This is a genomic window from Streptomyces sp. NPDC051677, assembly GCF_044453465.1.
In the GTDB taxonomy this organism is placed as follows: Bacteria; Actinomycetota; Actinomycetes; order Streptomycetales; family Streptomycetaceae; genus Streptomyces.
Window position 1 is genome coordinate 211,019 of record NZ_JBITCT010000002.1, and the last position, 19,797, is coordinate 230,815.

General features: G+C 66.4%; 14 protein-coding genes. 5 read left to right on the top strand and 9 right to left on the bottom strand.

The genetic code is table 11. The features are described from left to right. Window positions 1-12: 12 nt before the first annotated feature. From ACIBAF_RS03945 to ACIBAF_RS03970, 6 genes are all read right to left on the bottom strand, one after another. The gene (locus ACIBAF_RS03945) at window positions 13-1,512 is read right to left on the bottom strand and encodes a D-ribitol-5-phosphate cytidylyltransferase (RefSeq protein ID WP_399461505.1); all 1,500 of its coding nucleotides are present in this window, start codon (window positions 1,510-1,512) and stop codon (window positions 13-15) included. Window positions 1,513-2,366: 854 nt separating this feature from the next. Next, window positions 2,367-3,803, bottom strand: a complete 1,437-nt coding sequence (gene obgE, locus ACIBAF_RS03950; RefSeq protein WP_399461506.1) for a GTPase ObgE — start codon at window positions 3,801-3,803, stop codon at window positions 2,367-2,369. 164 nt (window positions 3,804-3,967) lie between these two features. Further along, on the bottom strand, window positions 3,968-4,222 hold the full coding sequence (gene rpmA / locus ACIBAF_RS03955) for a 50S ribosomal protein L27 (protein ID WP_010041940.1): 255 nt from the start codon (window positions 4,220-4,222) through the stop codon (window positions 3,968-3,970). Between the two features lie 14 nt (window positions 4,223-4,236). Further along, entirely contained in the window at window positions 4,237-4,557 is a 321-nt protein-coding gene (gene rplU, locus ACIBAF_RS03960; protein ID WP_007381993.1) for a 50S ribosomal protein L21, read from the bottom strand. A gap of 209 nt (window positions 4,558-4,766) precedes the next feature. Continuing rightward, entirely contained in the window at window positions 4,767-5,378 is a 612-nt protein-coding gene (locus ACIBAF_RS03965; RefSeq protein WP_399461614.1) for a Uma2 family endonuclease, read from the bottom strand. Between the two features lie 84 nt (window positions 5,379-5,462). Beyond that, complete coding sequence (locus ACIBAF_RS03970) at window positions 5,463-5,930, bottom strand: ATP-binding protein (RefSeq protein WP_399461507.1); 468 nt, start codon at window positions 5,928-5,930, stop codon at window positions 5,463-5,465. Window positions 5,931-6,182: 252 nt separating this feature from the next. Between ACIBAF_RS03970 and ACIBAF_RS03975 the strand changes: the two genes are divergently transcribed. The 5 genes from ACIBAF_RS03975 (at window position 6,183) to ACIBAF_RS03995 (ending at window position 8,442) form a co-directional block, all read left to right on the top strand. Continuing rightward, the gene (locus ACIBAF_RS03975; protein WP_399461508.1) at window positions 6,183-7,037 is read left to right on the top strand and encodes a helix-turn-helix domain-containing protein; all 855 of its coding nucleotides are present in this window, start codon (window positions 6,183-6,185) and stop codon (window positions 7,035-7,037) included. Between the two features lie 11 nt (window positions 7,038-7,048). Further along, entirely contained in the window at window positions 7,049-7,228 is a 180-nt protein-coding gene (locus ACIBAF_RS03980; RefSeq protein WP_399461509.1) for a DUF397 domain-containing protein, read from the top strand. A gap of 121 nt (window positions 7,229-7,349) precedes the next feature. Next, window positions 7,350-7,823: a DUF5959 family protein gene (locus tag ACIBAF_RS03985; protein ID WP_399461510.1), complete on the top strand. Its 474-nt coding sequence runs from the start codon at window positions 7,350-7,352 to the stop codon at window positions 7,821-7,823. 12 nt (window positions 7,824-7,835) lie between these two features. Further along, the gene (locus ACIBAF_RS03990) at window positions 7,836-8,252 is read left to right on the top strand and encodes a DUF5753 domain-containing protein (RefSeq protein ID WP_399461615.1); all 417 of its coding nucleotides are present in this window, start codon (window positions 7,836-7,838) and stop codon (window positions 8,250-8,252) included. A 10-nt stretch (window positions 8,253-8,262) separates the two neighbouring features. After that, window positions 8,263-8,442, top strand: a complete 180-nt coding sequence (locus ACIBAF_RS03995; RefSeq protein ID WP_399461511.1) for a DUF397 domain-containing protein — start codon at window positions 8,263-8,265, stop codon at window positions 8,440-8,442. A gap of 279 nt (window positions 8,443-8,721) precedes the next feature. Here the strand turns inward: ACIBAF_RS03995 and ACIBAF_RS04000 are convergent, their stop codons facing one another. The 3 genes from ACIBAF_RS04000 to ACIBAF_RS04010 form a co-directional block, all read right to left on the bottom strand. Then, entirely contained in the window at window positions 8,722-9,048 is a 327-nt protein-coding gene (locus ACIBAF_RS04000; protein ID WP_399461512.1) for a hypothetical protein, read from the bottom strand. Window positions 9,049-9,532: 484 nt separating this feature from the next. Then, window positions 9,533-15,991: an RHS repeat domain-containing protein gene (locus tag ACIBAF_RS04005; protein ID WP_399461513.1), complete on the bottom strand. Its 6,459-nt coding sequence runs from the start codon at window positions 15,989-15,991 to the stop codon at window positions 9,533-9,535. 124 nt (window positions 15,992-16,115) lie between these two features. Continuing rightward, window positions 16,116-19,748, bottom strand: a complete 3,633-nt coding sequence (locus ACIBAF_RS04010) for a LamG domain-containing protein (RefSeq protein WP_399461514.1) — start codon at window positions 19,746-19,748, stop codon at window positions 16,116-16,118. Window positions 19,749-19,797: the final 49 nt, after the last annotated feature.

A 19,797-nucleotide genomic window follows, 5' to 3' on the forward strand; every position in this document is an offset into this window, starting at 1 on the left:
ATTTACGCTTGATTATGCCACGCCGTCCTGTCGGTCCAGGACGCCGGCCAGGGCCTGCTCGAAGCCGGAGGCCTTGCCCGCGGCCGCCGTCGGGTCCTGCTGACGGACGTCGATGACATGGCCGGTGAGCTCGGAAAGCAGCACGTCAAGAGAGGTGCGGGCGACCGCCTCGGAGGAGAGCAGGCTGCCCGCGGGCTCCTGGCCGAAGGCCTTGGTGCGCATGGGCGTCGCCGTACGCTCCGGATTGACGCAGTTCACCCGGATGCCGTCACCGGCCCACTCGTCGGACAGGGCCTGGGTGAGGTTCACCATCGCGGCCTTGGTCGACGAGTAGAGGCTGTACTCGGCGCGGCCGCGGGTGTAGCTGCTCGAGGTGTACAGCAGCAACTGGCCCTTCGTCTCGGCGAGGTACTTGTAAGCCGAACGTGCGATCTGCACCGGTGCCAGGTAGTTGACCTTCAGCGCTTCCTCGATGGTCGCATTGTCGGTCTCGGCCAGCTTGCCGATGCGCAGCACGCCCGCGGTGTTGACGACGTAGTCGATGCGCCCGGTCTCGCTGTACGCCTTGGACAGGGCGTCGTCGACCTCCTCCGGGTTCTCCACGTGTGTGCCGGTGGTGGAGCGGCCCAGGGCGTAAACCTTGGCGCCGTAGGACCCGGCGAGTTCGGCGATGTCCTTGCCGATGCCGTACGAACCGCCGAAGACGACCACGGTCTTGTCAGTGAGGAGCTCGCGGTAGACCTCCTCGCCCATCTGCTCGGGGGCGGCCGAGGAGGCCAGTTGGAACAGCTTGTCGGCGATGAACACGTCGACTGGCTGGGTCACCTTCATGTTGTACTCGTCGCCCGCCACGACGTGGATCGGCACGTCGGGCAGGTAACGCAGTACGACCGTGCAGTCGTCCGTGGCCTGGAAGTTGGGGTCGCCCGCCGCCACCTCGTACGCCCGGCGGATGGTGGACAGCTTGAACGCCTGCGGGGTCTGGCCGCGGCGCAGCCGGGAGCGGTCGGGGATCTCCGTGATGAACTCGCCGTCCTCGCCGTGCGTGCGCGTGACGATGATGGTGTCCGCGGACGGGATGGCGACGTCGACGGCCTGGTAACGCTCCAGCGCCGCCACGCAGTCGTCGATGACGCGCTGCGAGAGCAGAGGGCGTACGGCGTCATGGAAGAGGACGTTGAGGTCCTCGCCGTCGGCCAGCCCCTCGCCCAGGGCGGCGATGGCGCGTTCGGTGGTCTCGTTGCGCGTGGAGCCGCCCTCGATGATCGCCCGGACCTTCTCGAACCCGGCCTTGGACACGATCTTCTCGACGTCGGGCACGTAGCCCGGAGCCATCAGCACGATGATGTCGTCGACCGAGTCGGCCTTCTCGAAGGTGGCCAAGGTGTGTTCGATGACGGCCTTGCCGGCGATCTTCAGCAGCTGCTTGGGGATCGACAGACCCACCCGCTGGCCGGTGCCACCGGCCAGGATCACTGCGGTGGTACGGGGCTTGGCTATGCGCTGAGACACAGAGGACCTACCTTGGGACGACAGGGACGGTGAAAGCGTCCCACTTTCGGTTACCGCGATGCAAGGTGAGCGCCGTTCGCTGCAAATATGCTCGCAACCTGGCATTCACCTTCCACCGCAGGCGATTGCTAAGCCGTCGACGCGGCTTCCCATGGAAGCCCCCTGGAAATCCTGTGAGTAACTCCACAAGGCGTAACCCATTGCCGAGAGTGACGAGAATGACGGCAGTGACAGCGGCGGTGACCAGGCTGACTCTAACGTCTGTGGACGGGTGTCAGCGCCGCCGCAGCCGTTTGAGGCAGCGGTGTCCGAGTACGCGTGCGAGTTCCTTCGACGAAGTCCGGCGCACGGGGCGCGCTGGGGCCCGGGCGGGGTCGGCGACCACCGCCGCCGGCCCCCATACAGGGCCTGAGCGGCCACCTCGGGCACGATCCGGGCGTCCCCGGCCTGCCGGGCCGCCGATCATTCGTACGCCCATCCGTTCGATGGGGAGATCTTCACGTCCCGTGAGGTCGGACTACACGTGTTCTTCATATACATGACCAGGCCGCTGCGGATCGGTTCCGGCCGGCCTCGAATAGAGCCCGTCGGACAGGTCATTGCCGCAGAATTCCACACGTTCCGCGAGGGCAGCCTTTACGGGGGGTCTGAGCCTCGTTACCCGTCCCGGCCGGTCCCTCTTTTTGCTGCCATTGGCCGAACTCAGGATTCGCGTGCATGACAAGTGACGGGACAAAGAAGGACCCGTTGCGGGCTCACCGCAACGGGTCCGACAGGTGAAGGGAAGAGGGCCGGATGGGCTGGATGGGCTGGATGGGCTGGACGAGCTCGGAGGGCCAGGAGGGCCAGGAGGACTAGAAGGGCTCGAAGCCCTCGAACTCCTGGGCCGCCTCGTCGCGTTCGGCCTGCTTGTCCCGGCGGCGCTGGGTCGCGGGGCGCGGCTCCTCGAAGCGGTGGTCCTCGCCGCGGCGGCCGAGCATCTCGGCGCCGGCCGTCACGGACGGCTCCCAGTCGAAGACGACCGCGTTGTCCTCGGGGCCGATGGCGACGCCGTCGCCGCCGCGGGCGCCCGCCTTCATCAACGCGTCCTCCACACCGAGGCGGTTGAGCCGGTCGGCGAGGTAGCCGACGGCCTCGTCGTTGTTGAAGTCGGTCTGCCGAACCCAGCGTTCGGGCTTCTCGCCCCGGACGCGGAACAGACCGTCCTCCTCCAGGCTGACGATGAAGCCGGTGTCGTCGACCGCCTTGGGACGGATGACGATCCGGGTCGCCTCCTCCTTCGGCTTGGCCGCGCGCGCCGCGCCCACCATCTCGGCGAGGGCGAAGGAAAGCTCCTTCAGCCCCATGTGGGCGACCGCGGACACCTCGAAGACGCGGTAACCGCGAGCCTCCAGATCCGGCCGCACCATCTCCGCGAGGTCCTTGCCGTCCGGCACGTCGATCTTGTTCAGGACCACCAGCCGCGGCCGGTTGCCGAGACCGCCGTACTGCTTGAGCTCCTCCTCGATGATGTCGAGGTCGGAGAGCGGGTCGCGCTCGGATTCGAGCGTGGCCGTGTCGAGGACGTGCACCAGCACGCTGCACCGCTCGACGTGGCGCAGGAACTCCAGGCCGAGGCCCTTGCCCTGGCTGGCGCCCGGAATGAGGCCCGGCACGTCGGCGATCGTGTACACGGTCTCGCCCGCCGTCACCACGCCCAGGTTCGGGACGAGGGTCGTGAACGGGTAGTCCGCGATCTTCGGCTTGGCGGCGGACAGGACGGAGATCAGCGACGACTTGCCCGCGCTGGGGTAGCCGACGAGGGCCACGTCCGCGACCGTCTTCAGCTCCAGGACGATGTCGTGGAGGTCGCCGGGCTCGCCGAGCAGCGCGAAGCCGGGCGCCTTGCGGCGGGCGGAGGCCAGGGCGGCGTTACCGAGGCCGCCGCGACCGCCCTGGGCTGCGACGTAGGACGTCCCGTGGCCGACCAGGTCGGCGAGCACGTTGCCGGCCTTGTCCTGGATCACCGTGCCGTCCGGAACCGGCAGGACCAGGTCCTGGCCGTCCTTTCCGGAGCGGTTGCCGCCCTCGCCGGGCTTGCCGTTGGTGGCGCTGCGGTGGGGCTTGTGGTGGTAGTCGAGGAGCGTGGTGACCGACTGGTCGACGACCAGGGTCACATCGCCGCCACGGCCGCCGTTGCCCCCGTCGGGACCGCCGAGCGGCTTGAACTTCTCACGGTGGACGGAGGCACAGCCGTGGCCCCCGTTACCCGCGGCGACATGCAGTTCGACGCGGTCCACGAAGGTGGTCATGGTGGGTGCCTCCAGCACTACGAAAACGTCAAGTCGAGCTATTGCTCTGTCTACTGCTCTAACACGCGAAAGGCGGACCCGCCTTCCCGTAGGGGAAGTGAGGTCCGCCTCGCGAAACGCTCGGTCTGAGCCGTGAATCAGGTGACGCAGGTGATGCGACTGATTCAGGCGACCGGGACGATGTTCACGACCTTGCGGCCACGGTGGGTGCCGAACTGCACCGAACCGGCCTGCAGGGCGAACAGCGTGTCGTCGCCGCCACGGCCGACGCCCGCGCCGGGGTGGAAGTGCGTGCCGCGCTGGCGGACCAGGATCTCACCCGCGTTGACGACCTGACCGCCGAAGCGCTTCACGCCGAGCCGCTGGGCATTGGAGTCGCGACCGTTCCGGGTGGACGATGCGCCCTTCTTGTGTGCCATGTCTCCTCAGTCCCTTACTTCGCAGCCGCGGGGATCTCAGTGACCTTGATCGCCGTGTACTGCTGGCGGTGGCCCTGACGACGGCGGTAGCCGGTCTTGTTCTTGTAGCGAAGGATGTCGATCTTGACGCCCTTGTGGTGGTCCACGACCTCGGCCTGGACCTTGATGCCGGCCAGCACCCACGGGTCGCTGGTCACAGCGTCGCCGTCGACAACGAGCAGGGTCGAGAGCTCGACCGTGTCGCCAACCTTGGCAGTGGAAATCTTGTCAACCTCAACGATGTCGCCGACAGCAACCTTGTGCTGGCGACCACCGCTGCGCACGATGGCGTACACGCGGATCTCACTCTCTCGCTCTGGGACGGCACCCCCGAAGTCCAGCCACCCGGGAACGAACACGGACGGCCTCTCCCGACCACCGAGGTACCGGCGACCAGGAGGAAAAGGTTTACGGGGATGTGGCATGCCAGTCGACACGCCGAGGGTCAAGGCTACGGGGCGTGCCTTCGGGGGTCAAACCGGGCCGGGGCCCAGCCCCCTCTCCCTCACCTCTGCTCGTCTTCCGGGTTCTCGGCCTCCTCGACGGCGAACCCGGACGTGTCGAGCTCGAAATCGAAGGGGGCGGGGATTCGCACGGGCCGCCCGAAGGGAACGTTGGTCCGCGACCGGTACCCCTTGGGAGACGGATCCCAGAGGACGTTGACCTCCCCGACCCGCATATCCAGCAGCAGATACACGGGCACGACCCTCCCGTACGTCTCCATCTTGTCGAGCCAGTCGACGTCCTTGGTGGAGTCCGAGGTCAGCTCGGCGGCGAGCGAGAGAGCGGTGCCGTCGGCGTGCCGGCCTTCGGCGTCGAAGGCGGATTCGTCGGCGACGTGCAGGTCAGGCCCGTATGCGCGCTCGGAGCCGGGGAAAGCGAAGAGGAAGGGGGCCACGTCCACGCCGTGCCCTTCCGGGGCATGCGGCTCCAGCTGACGCCGGAGCGACTTCATGACCTTCATGTAGCGCAGTTTCGGCCCCGGCGAAACGACGATCTTCCCCCGGACAAGCTCGGCCTTGTATCCGGCCGGGGTGTCCAGTTTCTCGACGATCCGGAGTATGTCTCCGAAGGATCCGCTCGGCGGGACGTCAATGCCCCGGGGGTGCACGGACATGCTGGTCACCACGATCCTCCACTGGTCACAGAGCGTGTCGCTTGATCAAGCTAGCGGCGGGGTGTGACAGCCGCCCGCCCCTCGTCACGCTCCCCCACCCACCTCGCACCACAGAAGCTTCCCGCCACCCCCGGATGGGGCGTCGCGGAGCGGATACCCGCCCCACGTCTCGGCGTAATGGCATACGAGAAAGAGCCCGCGCCCACCCTCGGCGTCAGAGCCCGCCGGAACAGGGAGACGGCGGGACCCGGACCGATCGTCGAAGGGGGGCGGGATGTGGGGGTTAGCGTCCCAGACGCTCACCCGGAGCCGACTACGGCCGAGACCGCGCAGGCGAAGGGCGGCGGGGCCGGTGGAGTGCCGGTAGGCGTTGGTGACGAGTTCCGTGGCCAACAGTTCGGCGGAGTCTTGGAGGTGGCGCATGCCGTGCCCGACGAGAACGGCACGGAGGGTGACACGGGCGATGCGCGCGGCGCGGGGATCATGGGGCAGTTGAAGCACGTACGCCCAAGTTGGAACCGCTTCGCACTCCGACGGGGATACGGTGACCATGAACGCCTCCTGCGGTGGGGGAAGTTGGTTCGCCGGTTCGCTCGACGACCCGGCCGGGCGGTGGCAGTGCCGCGCACACGTGAGGTGCGGCGCGGTGCGCTTCCGGGTTATCGGCGGGGATGGTTGAGCGGCTTGGTCCCTGACCGTAGAACACTTCATGGACTACATTCCATGGAGTGCAGGGAAAATAGTCCATATTGCATTCGTGTGGGTGAACCGCACGACGTACGTACGAACGGGAAGTCGCAGCCAATGCCGCAGCCCAGCCCTCTCCCCACCGCCCGGCGCCGGCGCCTCGGAGTCGAGTTGCGCAGGCTTCGTGAGCGGGCCGACCTCACCGCCACCCAGGCCGCGGCACTACTCGGGGCCACGCAATCGCGCGTAAGCAACATCGAGGCGGGGCGTTATGGAGTCAGCGCCGACCGCGTCCGCACCATCGCCCGGCACTACGACTGCACCGACGAGCCTTTGACCGAGGCTCTCGCCGCAATGACCGGCGAACGGCGGCGCGGTTGGTGGGAGGAGTACCGGGACATCCTGTCCCCCCACGTACTGGACCTGACCGAGGTCGAGCACCACGCCACCGCGCTACGCGTGGCCCACGTCATCAACATTCCCGGCTTGCTCCAGACCGCCGGCCACGCCCGTGCCCTCTTCGGCCACACGGTGCCACCGCTGAAGCCACATGAGATCGAGCACCGCGTCTCCCACCGGATCAAGCGCCAGGAGATCCTGCACCGCGAACAACCGCCGCCCTACACGGCGATCATCCACGAGGCCGCACTCCGCATGCACGTCGGCGACGGCGCCACCGTCCGGACACAGCTCCAGCACCTCAATGAGATCAGCGAACTGGACCACGTCACGATCGCTGTCATCCCCTTCGTCAGCGGCCCCTTCCACACCTCGGGTCAGGGTGTCGACTACTTCCACGGCCAGGTACGACAACTGGACACCGTCCAGCTCGACACCGACCACGGCGCGGAACTCATCGATTCCCCAGCCCAGTTGGAGCGCTATCGCCTGATCCTGGACCGCACGACCCAATCAGCCCTGCCACCGGCCAAGTCCCGCGACTTCATCTCCCAACTCGTCAAAGACCTCTGAAGGAGCCCTCCGTGCCCGAACTGCACTGGCAGAAGTCCACGTACAGCCAGGAGGCCTCCGCGTGCATCTACCTTGCCGCCGCCTCCGCCGGAACAGTCCTCCTCCGCGAAAGCGATGAACCGGAAACCGTCGTAACCCTCGGTACGCGCCAATTCGCCGCACTGATAACCGCCTTCCGGGCACGTACATAAGCAACGGAGCACCAGACCAGACATTGCTACGCCGGAAATCGTTCACGCGCCCGGAATGCGATCCCTCTCATCAGCGAAAGGAAGGCTGCGCGACCATAGTGCAGACGGGTAAGGTTAGGGTATGACTCCTGAAGACAACGCTGCAGATCTGATTAGAATGTCGGATGGCGAGAACACCTTCCGCGTGCGAGTCTTGGGGCGGCGCAGCCCCGGAATCCTGCCGACACACGACTTGCTCGATGCACAAGCCATTATTGAGAGCAGTTTCATCAGCGGGCGACTCGATATCTGTTTCTACCCCGCAGATCTGGAATCCTGGTCCCGCACCCTGGATGCCCTCGACGCAGGCCGCGTCTCGGATTGGCTGGACACAGGAAATGGCCCGGTCATCAAGATTGACTTTTCCGAAGATGATCCCAATCTTCCCATCATTCACGTCGAGGACGCATCTGCTTCCGGAACCTCCGCGATCATCCCTATCGCCGCAGGGGAGGGATGGATCGAAGAACAACGCTGGCGGCTGAGCGAAGTTCTCCGGACATGGCCGAGCCAGGTCAGGAGGACTTCACCAGGCGCCTACGAATGGCGTCACTGAACTGCCGTGAACATGTTCAACCGAACACGGAAACCAAAACGAGTGCGGGCAACACCTCCCCAGAGGGAGCCACCGCAGTGCACGGCAATAATCCACGAAGCCGCCCTACGAATGGGCTTCGGCGGCCGGGAAGTGGCTCGCGCCCAACTAGACCACGTCATGAAGATGAGCGAACAACCCCACGTCGCCGTCCGGGTGATCCCGTTCTACGGCACAGCCTTCCCCACCGTCGGCCACGGCCTGGACTACGCGCACGGACCGGTCCCCGCCCTCAACACCGCCCAGCTCGACGCGGCCCACGGCAGTGAACTTATCGACTCCGTCGCACAGTTGGCCAAGTACCGACTCATCCTGGACCGCATGGAGCAGGCCACCCTGGAACCCGCCCCTTCCCGCGACCTAATCCACCGCATCACCCAAGACACCTGAAGGCCAAGCCATGACCGAACTCAACTGGCAGAAATCCACATACAGCGAGGAAGCCTCATCGTGCATCTATCTCGCCGCTACTCCCACCGGAACGATATTTTTGCGCGAAAGCGACGACCCGAAGTCAATCATCGCCACCAACATGCGCCCACTCACCGCGCTGATAGGAAACCTGCGAGCGCCGGAATAAGCAGGGCCCACCGTCCCAAATCTTCGGCACAACGAATTACTGATCCGACCACAGGCGACGGCAATGCACCTTGGCAGGATTTCGTCGATCACACTCACACAGGTCCGAATTCAGCAGATTAGCGATAGCTAGCATTTCGCCGAAACGCATTCGCGCGTCTCGCAACCTGAGGTTTTCTGATCAGCCTCAGTCGGCCACCATGGGCGTTACTCCGCACCACCTCTACGCGTACGGGGTCCGGTTTGCCTCGTCAAACCGGACCCCGCCCTGTCGGCTGTCCTACCCCTTGCCATCGTCAAGGTAGCGGGGTTCCGCCTGGATTCCGAACTGTCGGGCGACTCGGACGACGCCATCCACCGCGTCTGTCAGCGCTGCTTGAAGCCTGCGCAACTCGGGAATGCGCCGTTCGATATCGGACGCGGCGTCGACCGCCCGCCAAGCGGTCTGGTACCCATCCTCCAGCGGCAGAACTGCCTCAGCGATCTCAACGCGCGCATCCAATGTGAGGCCAGCCCTCCCCTGCATGCCCATGTTCAGCTGGGCACTCACCGAGATGAGGTCGCCGACCAGCCGCATATGAGCCACCCCCACCTTCTTGCTCAGCAAGATCTCAGCGAGAACGGCGTCCAGCGCTCTTCTCCCTCAATCAAGGCGCTCCCTATCCCCATGTTCTCTTCAGGGCGACCATGCCTCGCGCGCCCGCCGGTATGTCGACGTCTTCCTCGGCGTTGTCGTAGTCCTTGTTGCCGGTCGACCCCGGAGCCCGGTTCGAGTGCCGGGCCCGCGAGGACGTTCAACGGCAAGCCTCAGGGGGAGTCCTCTGCATCCAGGATCAACGTGTAGTTCGGGATCACCTCGGTTCCCCTGACTCGCCGTTCCCCACCCTCAGGCACCGGAGCACTCAGCGGCACCAAGCCCATGAGGCACGCAGAGCACCAGAACGCCGCCATCCCGTTCTCTGCATCCTGGGAACGAACAACGAAAGCAAGCCGCAGGGCGAGAGTCCCACAGTGAGGGCAAGGGCGCGTTTCGACGGACTGAGGGCTCTCATATGCCCTCTGGTATTCATCCATCCACGCGGCGAAATCGCTCATTCCACTCCCTTTCCTACAGTCTCCCACCAGTTGTCCTCAAAAGCGTGGGCCTCTGTCTCCCAGATGTTGCCGGCATCGTAATCCTTCGGATAGGGAGCTCCGTTGCGCAAATCCTCGACATGCTTCCGTTCGTGTACAAGCGTCCTCGCAAGTTGCTCCTCACTCCGGAAAGCATCGCGAGTCAGGGTAACCCGCCTGTTAGGAGCGGTGGAGCCGTAGAATCCCGCTTTCGCCTTATCGATTTTTATGTTGAGATCAGATATCTCGATGCCGTACTTTTCAGCAACCTGGCAGACGCACTCCATCGTCATGGGCAACTTCTTGGCACTGCTAAAACGGCCGCCTCCGGCCTGCCTCATGAGGCTATCTGATTCGTCCCCATCCACCGTCTTGTTCTTCTTGAGGGCCGCCGCGGCCTTCTTTCTGGCCTCCGCCAGTTTCTCCGTGGCCTTGGCCAGCCCCATCCTCGCCTTGCCCAGGGCCTTGTTCGCCTTGAAGAGGCCCTTCGCACCGCCGATCAGGTCCTTGACCAGGCCGGTCACTCGCTTGACGAGTCTGAGGCCCTTGGCCCACTTCCACGGGGCACCGTACTTGGCCATGATCTTGCCGGCCAGGCCGCCCGCGAAGCTGCCTGCGATGTTGAGCAGGGTTTCGCCGCAGGCACCGACGTCACCGCTGGAGATGCAGTCCAGGGCCGCGTCCACGCCCAGGATGTCCCGGGCTATCTTGATCAGCGCCTTGCCAGCGGACTGCATGCGCCGCTTGGCGGAGGACTGTTGGGACTGTGCCGCCGCCACGTCCCCAGACGCCACGCTGACGTCGGACTGCGCCTGGCTGACATCCGAGACGGAAGGGACAGAAGGCGCACCGGGGCAGTGCATCTTGCTTTCCCGGCAGTCGACGACCATCAGTCCAGAGGGGTCCGCCTCCGTGACCGGCGAGTTGTTGGCGTAAGCATAGCCGTTGATCTGTTGCGGTTGGGTGTAGTCGATGATCGGGTCGACCGAGATGAACTTGCCGATCGTCGTGTCGTACTCCCGGGCTCCCAAGTGGGTCAGGCCGGTCGAGGCGTCGATCGTGCCGCCGACGTAGCCCTTCTCGCCGGGCCAGGGGCCGAGTTTCTCGCCGCGTTCGACACCGAAGGGGTCGAAGCGTCGCTGGGAGATCGCGCCGGTCGCAGCGTCGATCGCCAGCTCGCCCGTGCCGTGGTGGTCGGCGGCGACGAAGGAGAGCTTCGCCGCTGTACGGACCGCGACGGTCTGACCGGCGTATTCGTAGTAGCGGGTGGCTTCCATCTTGGTGCCGTCGGCCGACAGCTTCAGTTCGGTGCCCGGCAGGTAGACGGTCGTGCCGGACGGGTCCTTGCGCACGAGGCGGTTTCCGGACGCGTCGTACACGTAGCTGGTCTTCGAGCCGCTCGCCTCGGTGACTTCGCTGACCTTGCCCGCGTCGTTCCAGGTCAGGGACTGGGCATTGCCGCCGATGGTGCGCTTGGTGGTGTTGCCCGCGTCGTCGTACTCGTACGTCGACTGCCTGTCCCCGGTCGGGGTCTTCTCCACGACCTTGGTGACCTGGTGCGGTCCGTCGCCGAGTGCGCCCGCGCCGCCATACTCGTAGCTGCGGGTGATGTTCTTGGCCGCGTCGAGACCGGTGTCGTGGTTGGTCTCGGAAACCCGGTTGCCGATGGCGTCCGTCTCGTACGACATCCAGTACGGGGCCGGGCCGCCTAGCGCGCTCGAACCGGCTGCGGCGTCACAGGCCGTGGGGCCGGTGCCCTCCACCGGAGTGGTGGTGCCACGGGTGCCTGAGCCGGCCGCGGTCGTCGCAGTGGCCGCCGGAGTCCAGGCGTCCGACAGTCGCTGCCGGCCGTCGTACGCGAAACACTGCACGTCCGGCGTCGAGGTGTTCGCCGTGTCCGCGATGGACAGGACGTTGCCCGCCTGATCGTAGGAGTAGTGCGAGTCCTTCGCCGGGGCGGTCGCGCCGTAGACGTCGACCACCGAGCGGGTCAGCCGGTCGGTGCCCGTCTCGTAGTTGAAGGTCTGCCAGGTCTTCTTGCCGCTGCCGTTGGACAGTTCCAACTGCTGGAGTTGGCTGGTCCTGGAATAGACGGTGTTGGTGACGTACGAGTTGACGTTGCCTGTCATCGACGTCGGCCGCTGCAGGTCGTCGTACGTGTAGACCAGACTCTCCGCCGGCAGATCGCCGATGGCGGGCATGCCTGCGGTCTGGACCGTTCCGTCGGTGTGATACGTGGTGGTGAAGGCGTACGTGCCGGCCAGGGAACCCTGGGAGGCGGGGATCTGATAGGCGGTTTTCAGCGGGCGGTAGAGCGAGTCCATCGACTGGACGACCGTGGCGAAGTACTCCGTCGGCGAGATGTAGCTGAGGAAGCCGTAGGCCTGGCCCAGCCAACCCGCCTTGTCGTACCTGGTCTCGCTCAGCTTGGTGCCGGTGCCGGCGTCGCCCTGCCACGTCGAGAGAACGCGTCCGAGCTCGTCGTAGACCGTGGAGGTCTTCTTGTTGCGTCCGTCGTACGTGGCGATCGGGCGGTCCAGCTCGTCGTACTCCGTGCGTGACGTGCCCGCGTCGGGATCGACACTCAGCTTCTTGCGGCCCAGCTGGTCGTACTCGTAACGCCACACGTTGTTCTTGGCGTCGGTGACCGTCTCCAGCAGGCCCGCCGTGTTGTAGGTGTACTTCGTCGAGTCGTACGGCACCCCTGCACCGGGCGAGGAACCCTGGTAGTGGCGTATCTCGGAGACGTTGCCCTGGCCGTCGGTGATCGTCGTCGTGGGCACGCCGCCGGTCGGCGGGTTCACATGGGTCGACTCGCCGTCGTAGGCGGTCGTGGTGCGCCACTGCTCGGCGCCCGAGACTGCGAAGATGTCAGCCGTGGTCCGGCCCAGGCCGTCGTACTCGATCAGGTTCTGTGAGCCCACCTGGCTGTCGCTCACGAGGAACAGCTCGCCCTCGGCCGCACCGGCCGCGTTGTAGGTCGAGTTGGTCTTCCTCACGTTGCCGGTCGCGTCGTAGAACGTGTCGGCGACCATGCGGGTGCCGTCGGGACCTTCGGTCTGGATCTGCCGGGGCCTGAGCATGCTGTCGTAGAGCTGGTACTCGGCGCCGTAGGTGCCGTCGTTCTCGATCTTCTCCGTTTTGATCGAAGTGACCTTGTCCTTGCGGACGTTGTACGAGTACTTGATGCTCGGCGTCTGCTTGCTCGCCCGGTCCGCCAGCCATACGGAGGTCAGGCGACCCAAGGCGTCGTAGGCGAGATCGGTGCGCTTGCCGTTGGGGTCGGTCTGGCCGGCCGACATGCCCCACGCCTGAGCGAAGTCGGTCATGGTGGTGTGGCCGAGCGCGTTGGTGACGACCGTCTTCGACAACAGGCCGTTCGTCTCGGTGTAGACAGTCTTCGTCTCGCTCGTCGTCCCGTACTGCTTGGCGTCCTGCTGGGACAGCGGGCGGCCGAAGTCGTCGTAGGTGGTGGCGCCGGTGACCTGGTACGTCGCCGTGGTGCCGTCGTGCGACGTCATCCGCTCGGTCTTGGTCGCGTCGCCCTTCGTGGGCGCCGTGCCGAACGCACCCTTGTCGTAGGAGGTGCGCTCGTCCGCCAGTACCTGGGTCCTGCGGTCGGGGGTCGTCGCGCACTTCACGGTGACGGACTCGCTGCGCGCGGGCAGCGAGAGGATGTTCTTCGCAGCGTTGTCCGCGTAGGTGGTACGGGTGCAGGTGTCGTCCTTGGCGGTGGAGACGTCGCCCAGGTCATCGACCTCCAGGACGCGGCCGGTGCCGTTGGACGTGTCGTACGTCGTCGAGGACTTCGTCTCGCGCCAGGTGCCGTCGGACTTCAGGCTGAAGCCACGGCCGGTCTGACTGCGCACGATCGCCGCGTGGGTAGTGCCCCAGCTCTTGGTCTGGGTGGCCGTGTAGTGCTTCCACGGGGTGTCGATCGTCTTGGAGACCAGCTTGCCGCCGTCGTAGGTCGCCGCCTCCAACTGGTGGCCGGTGAACTCCTCCGCATCCGTGTAGGAGGCTCCCGTGGAGTCTTTGAAGGTCACCGAGCGGGTATTGCCGTCGGCGTCCTTGTCGCCGTCCATGCCTTGCAGGTACGTGTAGTCGACTCGGGTCTTCTGCTTGTCCGAGCTGCCGCTCGTGACCTTGACCTTGCCGTAGCCTTGCCAGCCACCCCAGGTCAGGTACTTGTCATCTGTGATGCCGTCCGGCTTCGTCTTACGCCACGCGGCGTCGCCCTGGTAGTCGTAACGGGTGACCATCGAGTCGCCGCCGCCCGTGCGGTCGGTCTCGATGACCGCCGACACGACGTACTTGTGGAACCAGTCCGTGATCGGATCCACGTAACCCGGCGGGGCCCACTTCACCGGATAGCAGCGTTTGGTCGACTCGCCCGGCTTGGGCAGCGAGGCTTTCGCGCAGTCGACGGGCGCGTAGGTCACGTCGAGTTGGGCGCCCGTCTCGCTGAGGACCATCGAGAGGCGGAAGCGATGGAACGGGGCGATGTTGTCGCCGACGGCGTCGACCCGGTTGGCGAGTTGCTCCCCGAAGAGCTCCACCGAAGGCAGTTTCACCGCCGTACCGGCCCGGCCCTCATGGTCGATCTTCGACAACCACAGCGTTTTGGAGTCGTCGCCGTTGTCCGTGAACAGGTGTGTGAAGCTCCAGGCGTCCACGTCCGAGTAGGTCGTGGCGTCCTTGCGCATCTGCGTGACGATCGACGTCAGCCGCTTCGTCGTCCAGAACGTCTGGACCGGCGAGGTGCACTTCGTGCCCGACTTGCACTCCTGGTCCACCGGAACGTCCGGCCAGTAGGAGGCGTTCGCCTTGGTGCGCTTGCTTTCAGCGCAGTCGAAGTCGCTTGTCGGCAGGCAGCGTTCCGCGGTGTTGAAGACGACCCGGGCCGGAGCCTTCGCGGCGTAGACCTTCGTGTCCTGCTGACCGTAGTCGATGCGCTTGAGGTAGCCGCCGCGGTGATACGCGGTGCCGTTGACGTCCGTCTTGCCGTTCAGCGCGTAGTAGTTGGTCTCGCGGTCGTAGAAGTAGGACATCACGTTGCCGTGCGTGTCCTTGACGTAGTCCAGGCTCCAGCGCCACGCCTGCTGGCAGTACGCGCTGGTGAAGGTGGCGTTGTAACAGGGCTCACCGGAGTCGTCGCCGAACACCGGGGCCGTCCAGACCGAGTTGGTCTCCTCGTTGCCCGTGGCCCAGCCCGGCAAGCGGTTCAGACCGAAGTAGTACTCGGTGCCCTCCGGGGTGGTGATCTTCCAGTGCTCGCCCTTGTCGCCAGCGCTGCCGTCGTCGCCGTTGGTGGCTCCGGTCAGCCTCTCGACCTTGGTGCCGTCATCGGACGACAGATGCCACTTGTCGGTCGTGTCGTCCTTGACCAGCTCGCCCGACATGCCGTTGAGCATGATCGTGGCGTTCTCGAACGCCCAGCACTGCTCGCCGGAACCGTCGTGCCCGTCGTCGGAACAGGGCTTGTAGCGGCGCTCGATGTAGCCGGGATCGTAGGAGAAGCCCTCACCGAGCCAGGAGCCCTGGTTGTTGGTGGCCGACGTACGGCCGTCCGCCGACTGGGAGGAGTAGCCGAGACCCACCGTGGGGACCAAGCCGCCGGGAGTGGGGACCGAGGTCAGCGGATAGCTCCAGCTGAACCCGCCCGAGGAGGGTGCGACATTCCAGCTCGACGAAGGGGCGAGGGCTGTGGCCTTGTACGTGCCCTGCGCACTCGACGGACCCGCCGCCACCGCCACCAGAGACGTCGCGTCGGCCGCCATCGTGGACACCCCATCGACCGGAGCCGGGGCGGCTGTCACGTCGGCGGAGACGGTGCCCGCCTCCACGTCGTTCACCGTCGGCAGCATCGTGGGCTGCTGCGGACACGCCTTGCTGCCCGGGATGGCGACCAAGGCGCAGGCGGGCAGCTGGACCAGTTGGAGACGAGAGGCGTAGGAGCCGCCGAACCCCTCGGCGAACTCCGAGTAGTCGACCGTCAGCCGGACCTTGGCGGCCTTGCCCACGTCATCGGCGCGCGCAACGTCGAGGAGGACACCCGCGCCGAGTTGAGCGGTGCGCTTCGGGTCGAGGACATCGACACTGACCTTGTCCACGGCATTCGCGGCCTTGCTCTGAGGCTTTCCGAGGCTGACCGGCAGTCCGCCGGCCTTTGCGGTTCGCCCGAGCTGCACCTCGGTGCCGCCCTGCTCGGGCCACACTGCCTTGTCGAGCCCCGTGACCGCGGCCTTGTGCGCCGGGTCGGAGGGGCGGGACCTCGCTTTCGCGTCCGATCCCTTGGCGGGATCGCCGTCGTCCTGGACGCCGGGGCGGCTGGTGCGGCCCCGGGCGCCGTCGTCGAGCGCCATGGCCTGGACCGAGGACGCGGACAGCGCGAGCGTGAGCCCGAGCACTGTCGCGGCGAGCATCGGTCTGGGCATGCGGCGGCTCAGTGAGCGGCCACGGAAGAACATCGGACAACTCCCTGATCGATGGAGCACGTCGTGGAAAGGGAGGGTGTGCCGGGACGCAACCGTCCCGGCACACCGAGGGAATGGCGATCCGTCACATGTCAGGCGCGGCCGTCAGGCTGGCCATCCGCTCCACCGTGATCGGGTCGGCGGCTCCGCTGTAGACGCGCACCTCGTCGATGGCCCCGGCGAAGTACTCGCTGTCTCCGAGCAGGGATCGGCCCACCTGCAGACCGCCGATGGCGGGCCACAGGGTGTCGTCCGTGCCGTAGGCGCCGGCGACGAGCTCGCCCTCGACGTACAAGCGAATGGAGTTGGCGAAGGCGTCGTAGACGACCGCCAGATGCTGGCCGGAGCCACCGGTGTCGGGGAGTTCGTGGTCGTTGGTGAAGGTGACGATCTCCGGGGCGGCCTCGTCCGTCTTGGCCACGGCCAGCTCCCACTGACCGGTCGCCGCCTGGTAACGCACCTGAACGCGGTTGGCGTTGGTCCCCGGCAGGGACAGCACCGTCTGTGACCTCTCCGCCTCCGGGGTGGTGAGCTGGGCGCGAGCGGTCACGGTGAAACTGCTGTTGCCGGTAACCGGGGCGGTGGCGGTGGACGCGTAGTCCCCGTCGCCGTCCAGGAGCAGGTTGCCGTCACCGACCAAGGCTGCGTTGTCGAACACGTCGGCAGGACGGTAGATCGCCGCATTGCCGGACAGCGTCAACGCCTGACCGCCGCCGGTCTCGGCAGAGGCTCCACTGCTCGCGTCGTCGAGCTGCCAGTAGCCCTTCCGCTCCGGCCTGACAGTCATCAGCTCGGCGACCTGCGTCGGCGGCAGGACCCGATCGAAGACCCGGACCTCGGCCAGGTCACCGGTGAAGTTGTCCCGGTAGCCGCTCTTGGCCGTCGTGCGGCCGATCTGCAGCGGACCGTACGACCTCCAGGTGGAGAGCCGTTGGCTGACGCCCTTCAGGTCCTTGTTGATGTAGAGCTGGAGCTGCGGGCCGCCGCTCTTCTGCGCGTCGTACACGCCGGTCAGCAGCACCCACTGGTCCTTGACCACGGAGACGCCGGTGGAGACGGCTTTCCATTCGCCGAGTGAGGTCACGTCGTTGACCGGTACGGAGAACTTCCAGGTCCGCGCGACCGTGTCGTAGCCGAGGGTGAAGCCGGGCTCGCCGGTTCCGTCCTGGCTGATCACCGTCATGTTCTTGTCCAGCGCGGTGGGCCGCACCCAGGCGCTGACGCTGAAGCTCTTGGCGGTGTCGAGCACGGTCTCGCCGGCGTCGAGGTAGGACTGGGCGGTGCCGTCGAGGCGGGCCGCTTTGTCGGCCTTGCCGCCCGGGCCGTCGACGCCGAACCTGACAGCGGTGCCGGCGGTCGCCGAGAACTCGCCGCTCTCGTCGTGTGCCTCGACGTCCCCTTCCTCGTCGGCAAGGTTCCACTGGGCGCGGACCGGGGTGCCCTCGCTCACCAGGAAGTCGTAGTAGTTCTCGCTGGAGTGCGCCGCCTTGTCGACGGCGAGCACCCGCAACACGTGCCGGCCGGACCGGGTCGGCATCCACTGCGTGGAGACCGAGCCTCCCCCCGAGGCCGGGGTGAGTGTGGCCAGGGCGGCGTCGTCGAAGGAGTACTGGTACTTGACGACGTCGGTGTCAGGGATGGAGTCGTTCGGGTTGGGCGCGAAGATGAAGGTGCCGTACGTGCCCACGCCGTCGTGGTAGACGGTGTCCGACGGATACTGCTTGGACAGCACGTTAGGCTTGCCGGGCCACGTCTTGTCGTAGACGAACTCGCAGCGCTGCGTGCCTTCCGAGCTCCAAGGGCCGTAGCCGTCCCCGTCGTAGGCTCGTGCGCTCCAATAGACGGGAGTGTTCTGCGGGATCGACGACTTCACGGTGTGCGTGAACTTGGTTGCTGCCGTCGGGGAGAGCCAGTCCGGGGTGGTGTACGTGTACGAGCCTCCGCTCCACTCGACCTTGAACTCGACCTTCACCTTGTCGGTCTGGCCGTTGCCGTGGTCGGGGTCGCTCGCGATGGCCTGCAGCTTCGGCGGCGTGTCGGTGTACGTACGGCTCGCACCCCACTTGCAGAGGCCGCCAGGGTCGGTTGACATGTCGGAGGTCTTGATCTGGCGCGGCAAGGAGTTGTACTTGACTGACAGGTACGCGTTGCCGCAGATCCGCTTCCACTCCGCGAAGCGAGACTCGTCGGCCGCCCGCAGACCGAGCGTCATCGAGTTCCAGCCACCCGCGGCGGCCGTCTTGATCTCGCTCGTCAGCTCGCCGCTCGCACCGCTCTCGAAGTGCAGGTTGGCCTGACTGGAGCAGGAGGTCGGGGAGATCGCCTTGTCGACGGTCTGCAGATAGTCATCCCAGTCGTCCGACGTGTTCGACCAGTTACTGGACGACGAGAGCGAGTAGTTCTGCCCGCCGATCCGGTACAGCTGGATCGGCTCAGCGGTCGGGGAGGCGCTGTAGATGTGCTCGACCCGTGCGGAGAAGGTCGCACCCAGGATCTGCTTCCTCTTGTAGAAGGACAGCGGCATCGTGAACATCACGCGGCGCACGCCGACTCCGTTGCAGGACACCGGGTTGTAGTCGGTGGGGCACTTGCCGGCGCCCGCGCTGCCCGAGTACTTCCAGTCCTGCTCACTCGGCATCCCAGACATCACGCCCGTCCACGCCGTACGCGAAGTGGTGCGCTGGATCGGGTCGATGACGACCGGGAAGACGGTGTCGGCTCCCTTGAGGAGATCCTGGTCGGGGATCAGGCTCAGCTTGCCCTTGCTCACCTCCACCTCAAGCGGCGCCACACGTCCGCCGCCGCCCGGACCCCCCAGGGAGGGCTCGGAGACGTGGTCGACCTCAGGACCCTCGGTAGCGGCCGTGTTGGTGTCGTCCCGGCCCGCTGCTGCCGCCTTCAGCGCTTTCCCGACGGCTTGTGGCCCCTGCTCCTTGGCGGCGGCTTCTTCCACCGCCGCCGAGTCCCACATCGAGGGCTTGCCCGCCTGGAAGACCGTGCCGCCCACCGCGGCGTCCTCCGCGACGATCGCCCCGGCGGCATCCTCCGCGACCTTCAGGCCCTCAGTGGTCATGCCTAGGTCGAGGCGGGCCAGCTTCGGGTCGGCCGCAGCCTCGGGCGTCTTCACGACCAGCAGGTGACCGAAGCCGTCGGCCTCGGCGCGCACGGTCAGGTCGACGCCGGGCAGGGCGTCGACGTAGGTGGCCGTGTCCCCTTCGACCGTCGGCGTGGGCAGATCTCCATACGGCCAGGTCAACGCGAACTCACGGCCCGCCCGCTCCATCGCCACGAACGGCTTTCCCGCATCACCGGCGGAGAAGCTGAGGTCCACCGTGGCCGCCTTCGGCCCCCAACTCCCGTCCGCCCGCTTCACCAGCCTGGCATCGACGTCCACCCACTTCCCAGCCTGGACCGTGCGCACCGGCTCGGTGTACTCGCGGGCCGTGAAGGTGCCGTCAGGCTCGGCGAAGACATCCCTGCGCTCGGTACGCAGCCCCTCGACCTCCGTCTGCTTGCCGCTCTCCTTCGCCACGGCCATCGCCTGCTGCTCGGTCACCATCGGCTGGTCGGCGACAGTCTGTGCCTGATCCCGAGCCGAGCTGCCCCCGTTGACCGGGAGAGCCGCGGCCCCGGCCACCACCGCGCCGGTGACGGCCGCCGCAGCGGCGGCGCGGAGTGCCAGGCCTCGCCGTGTCGATCTGGGTCTGCCTGCGGACACGCGTCCACTCTCCACTCGGCTCCTGTCTGTCTGCGAAGTCCGTTCGCCG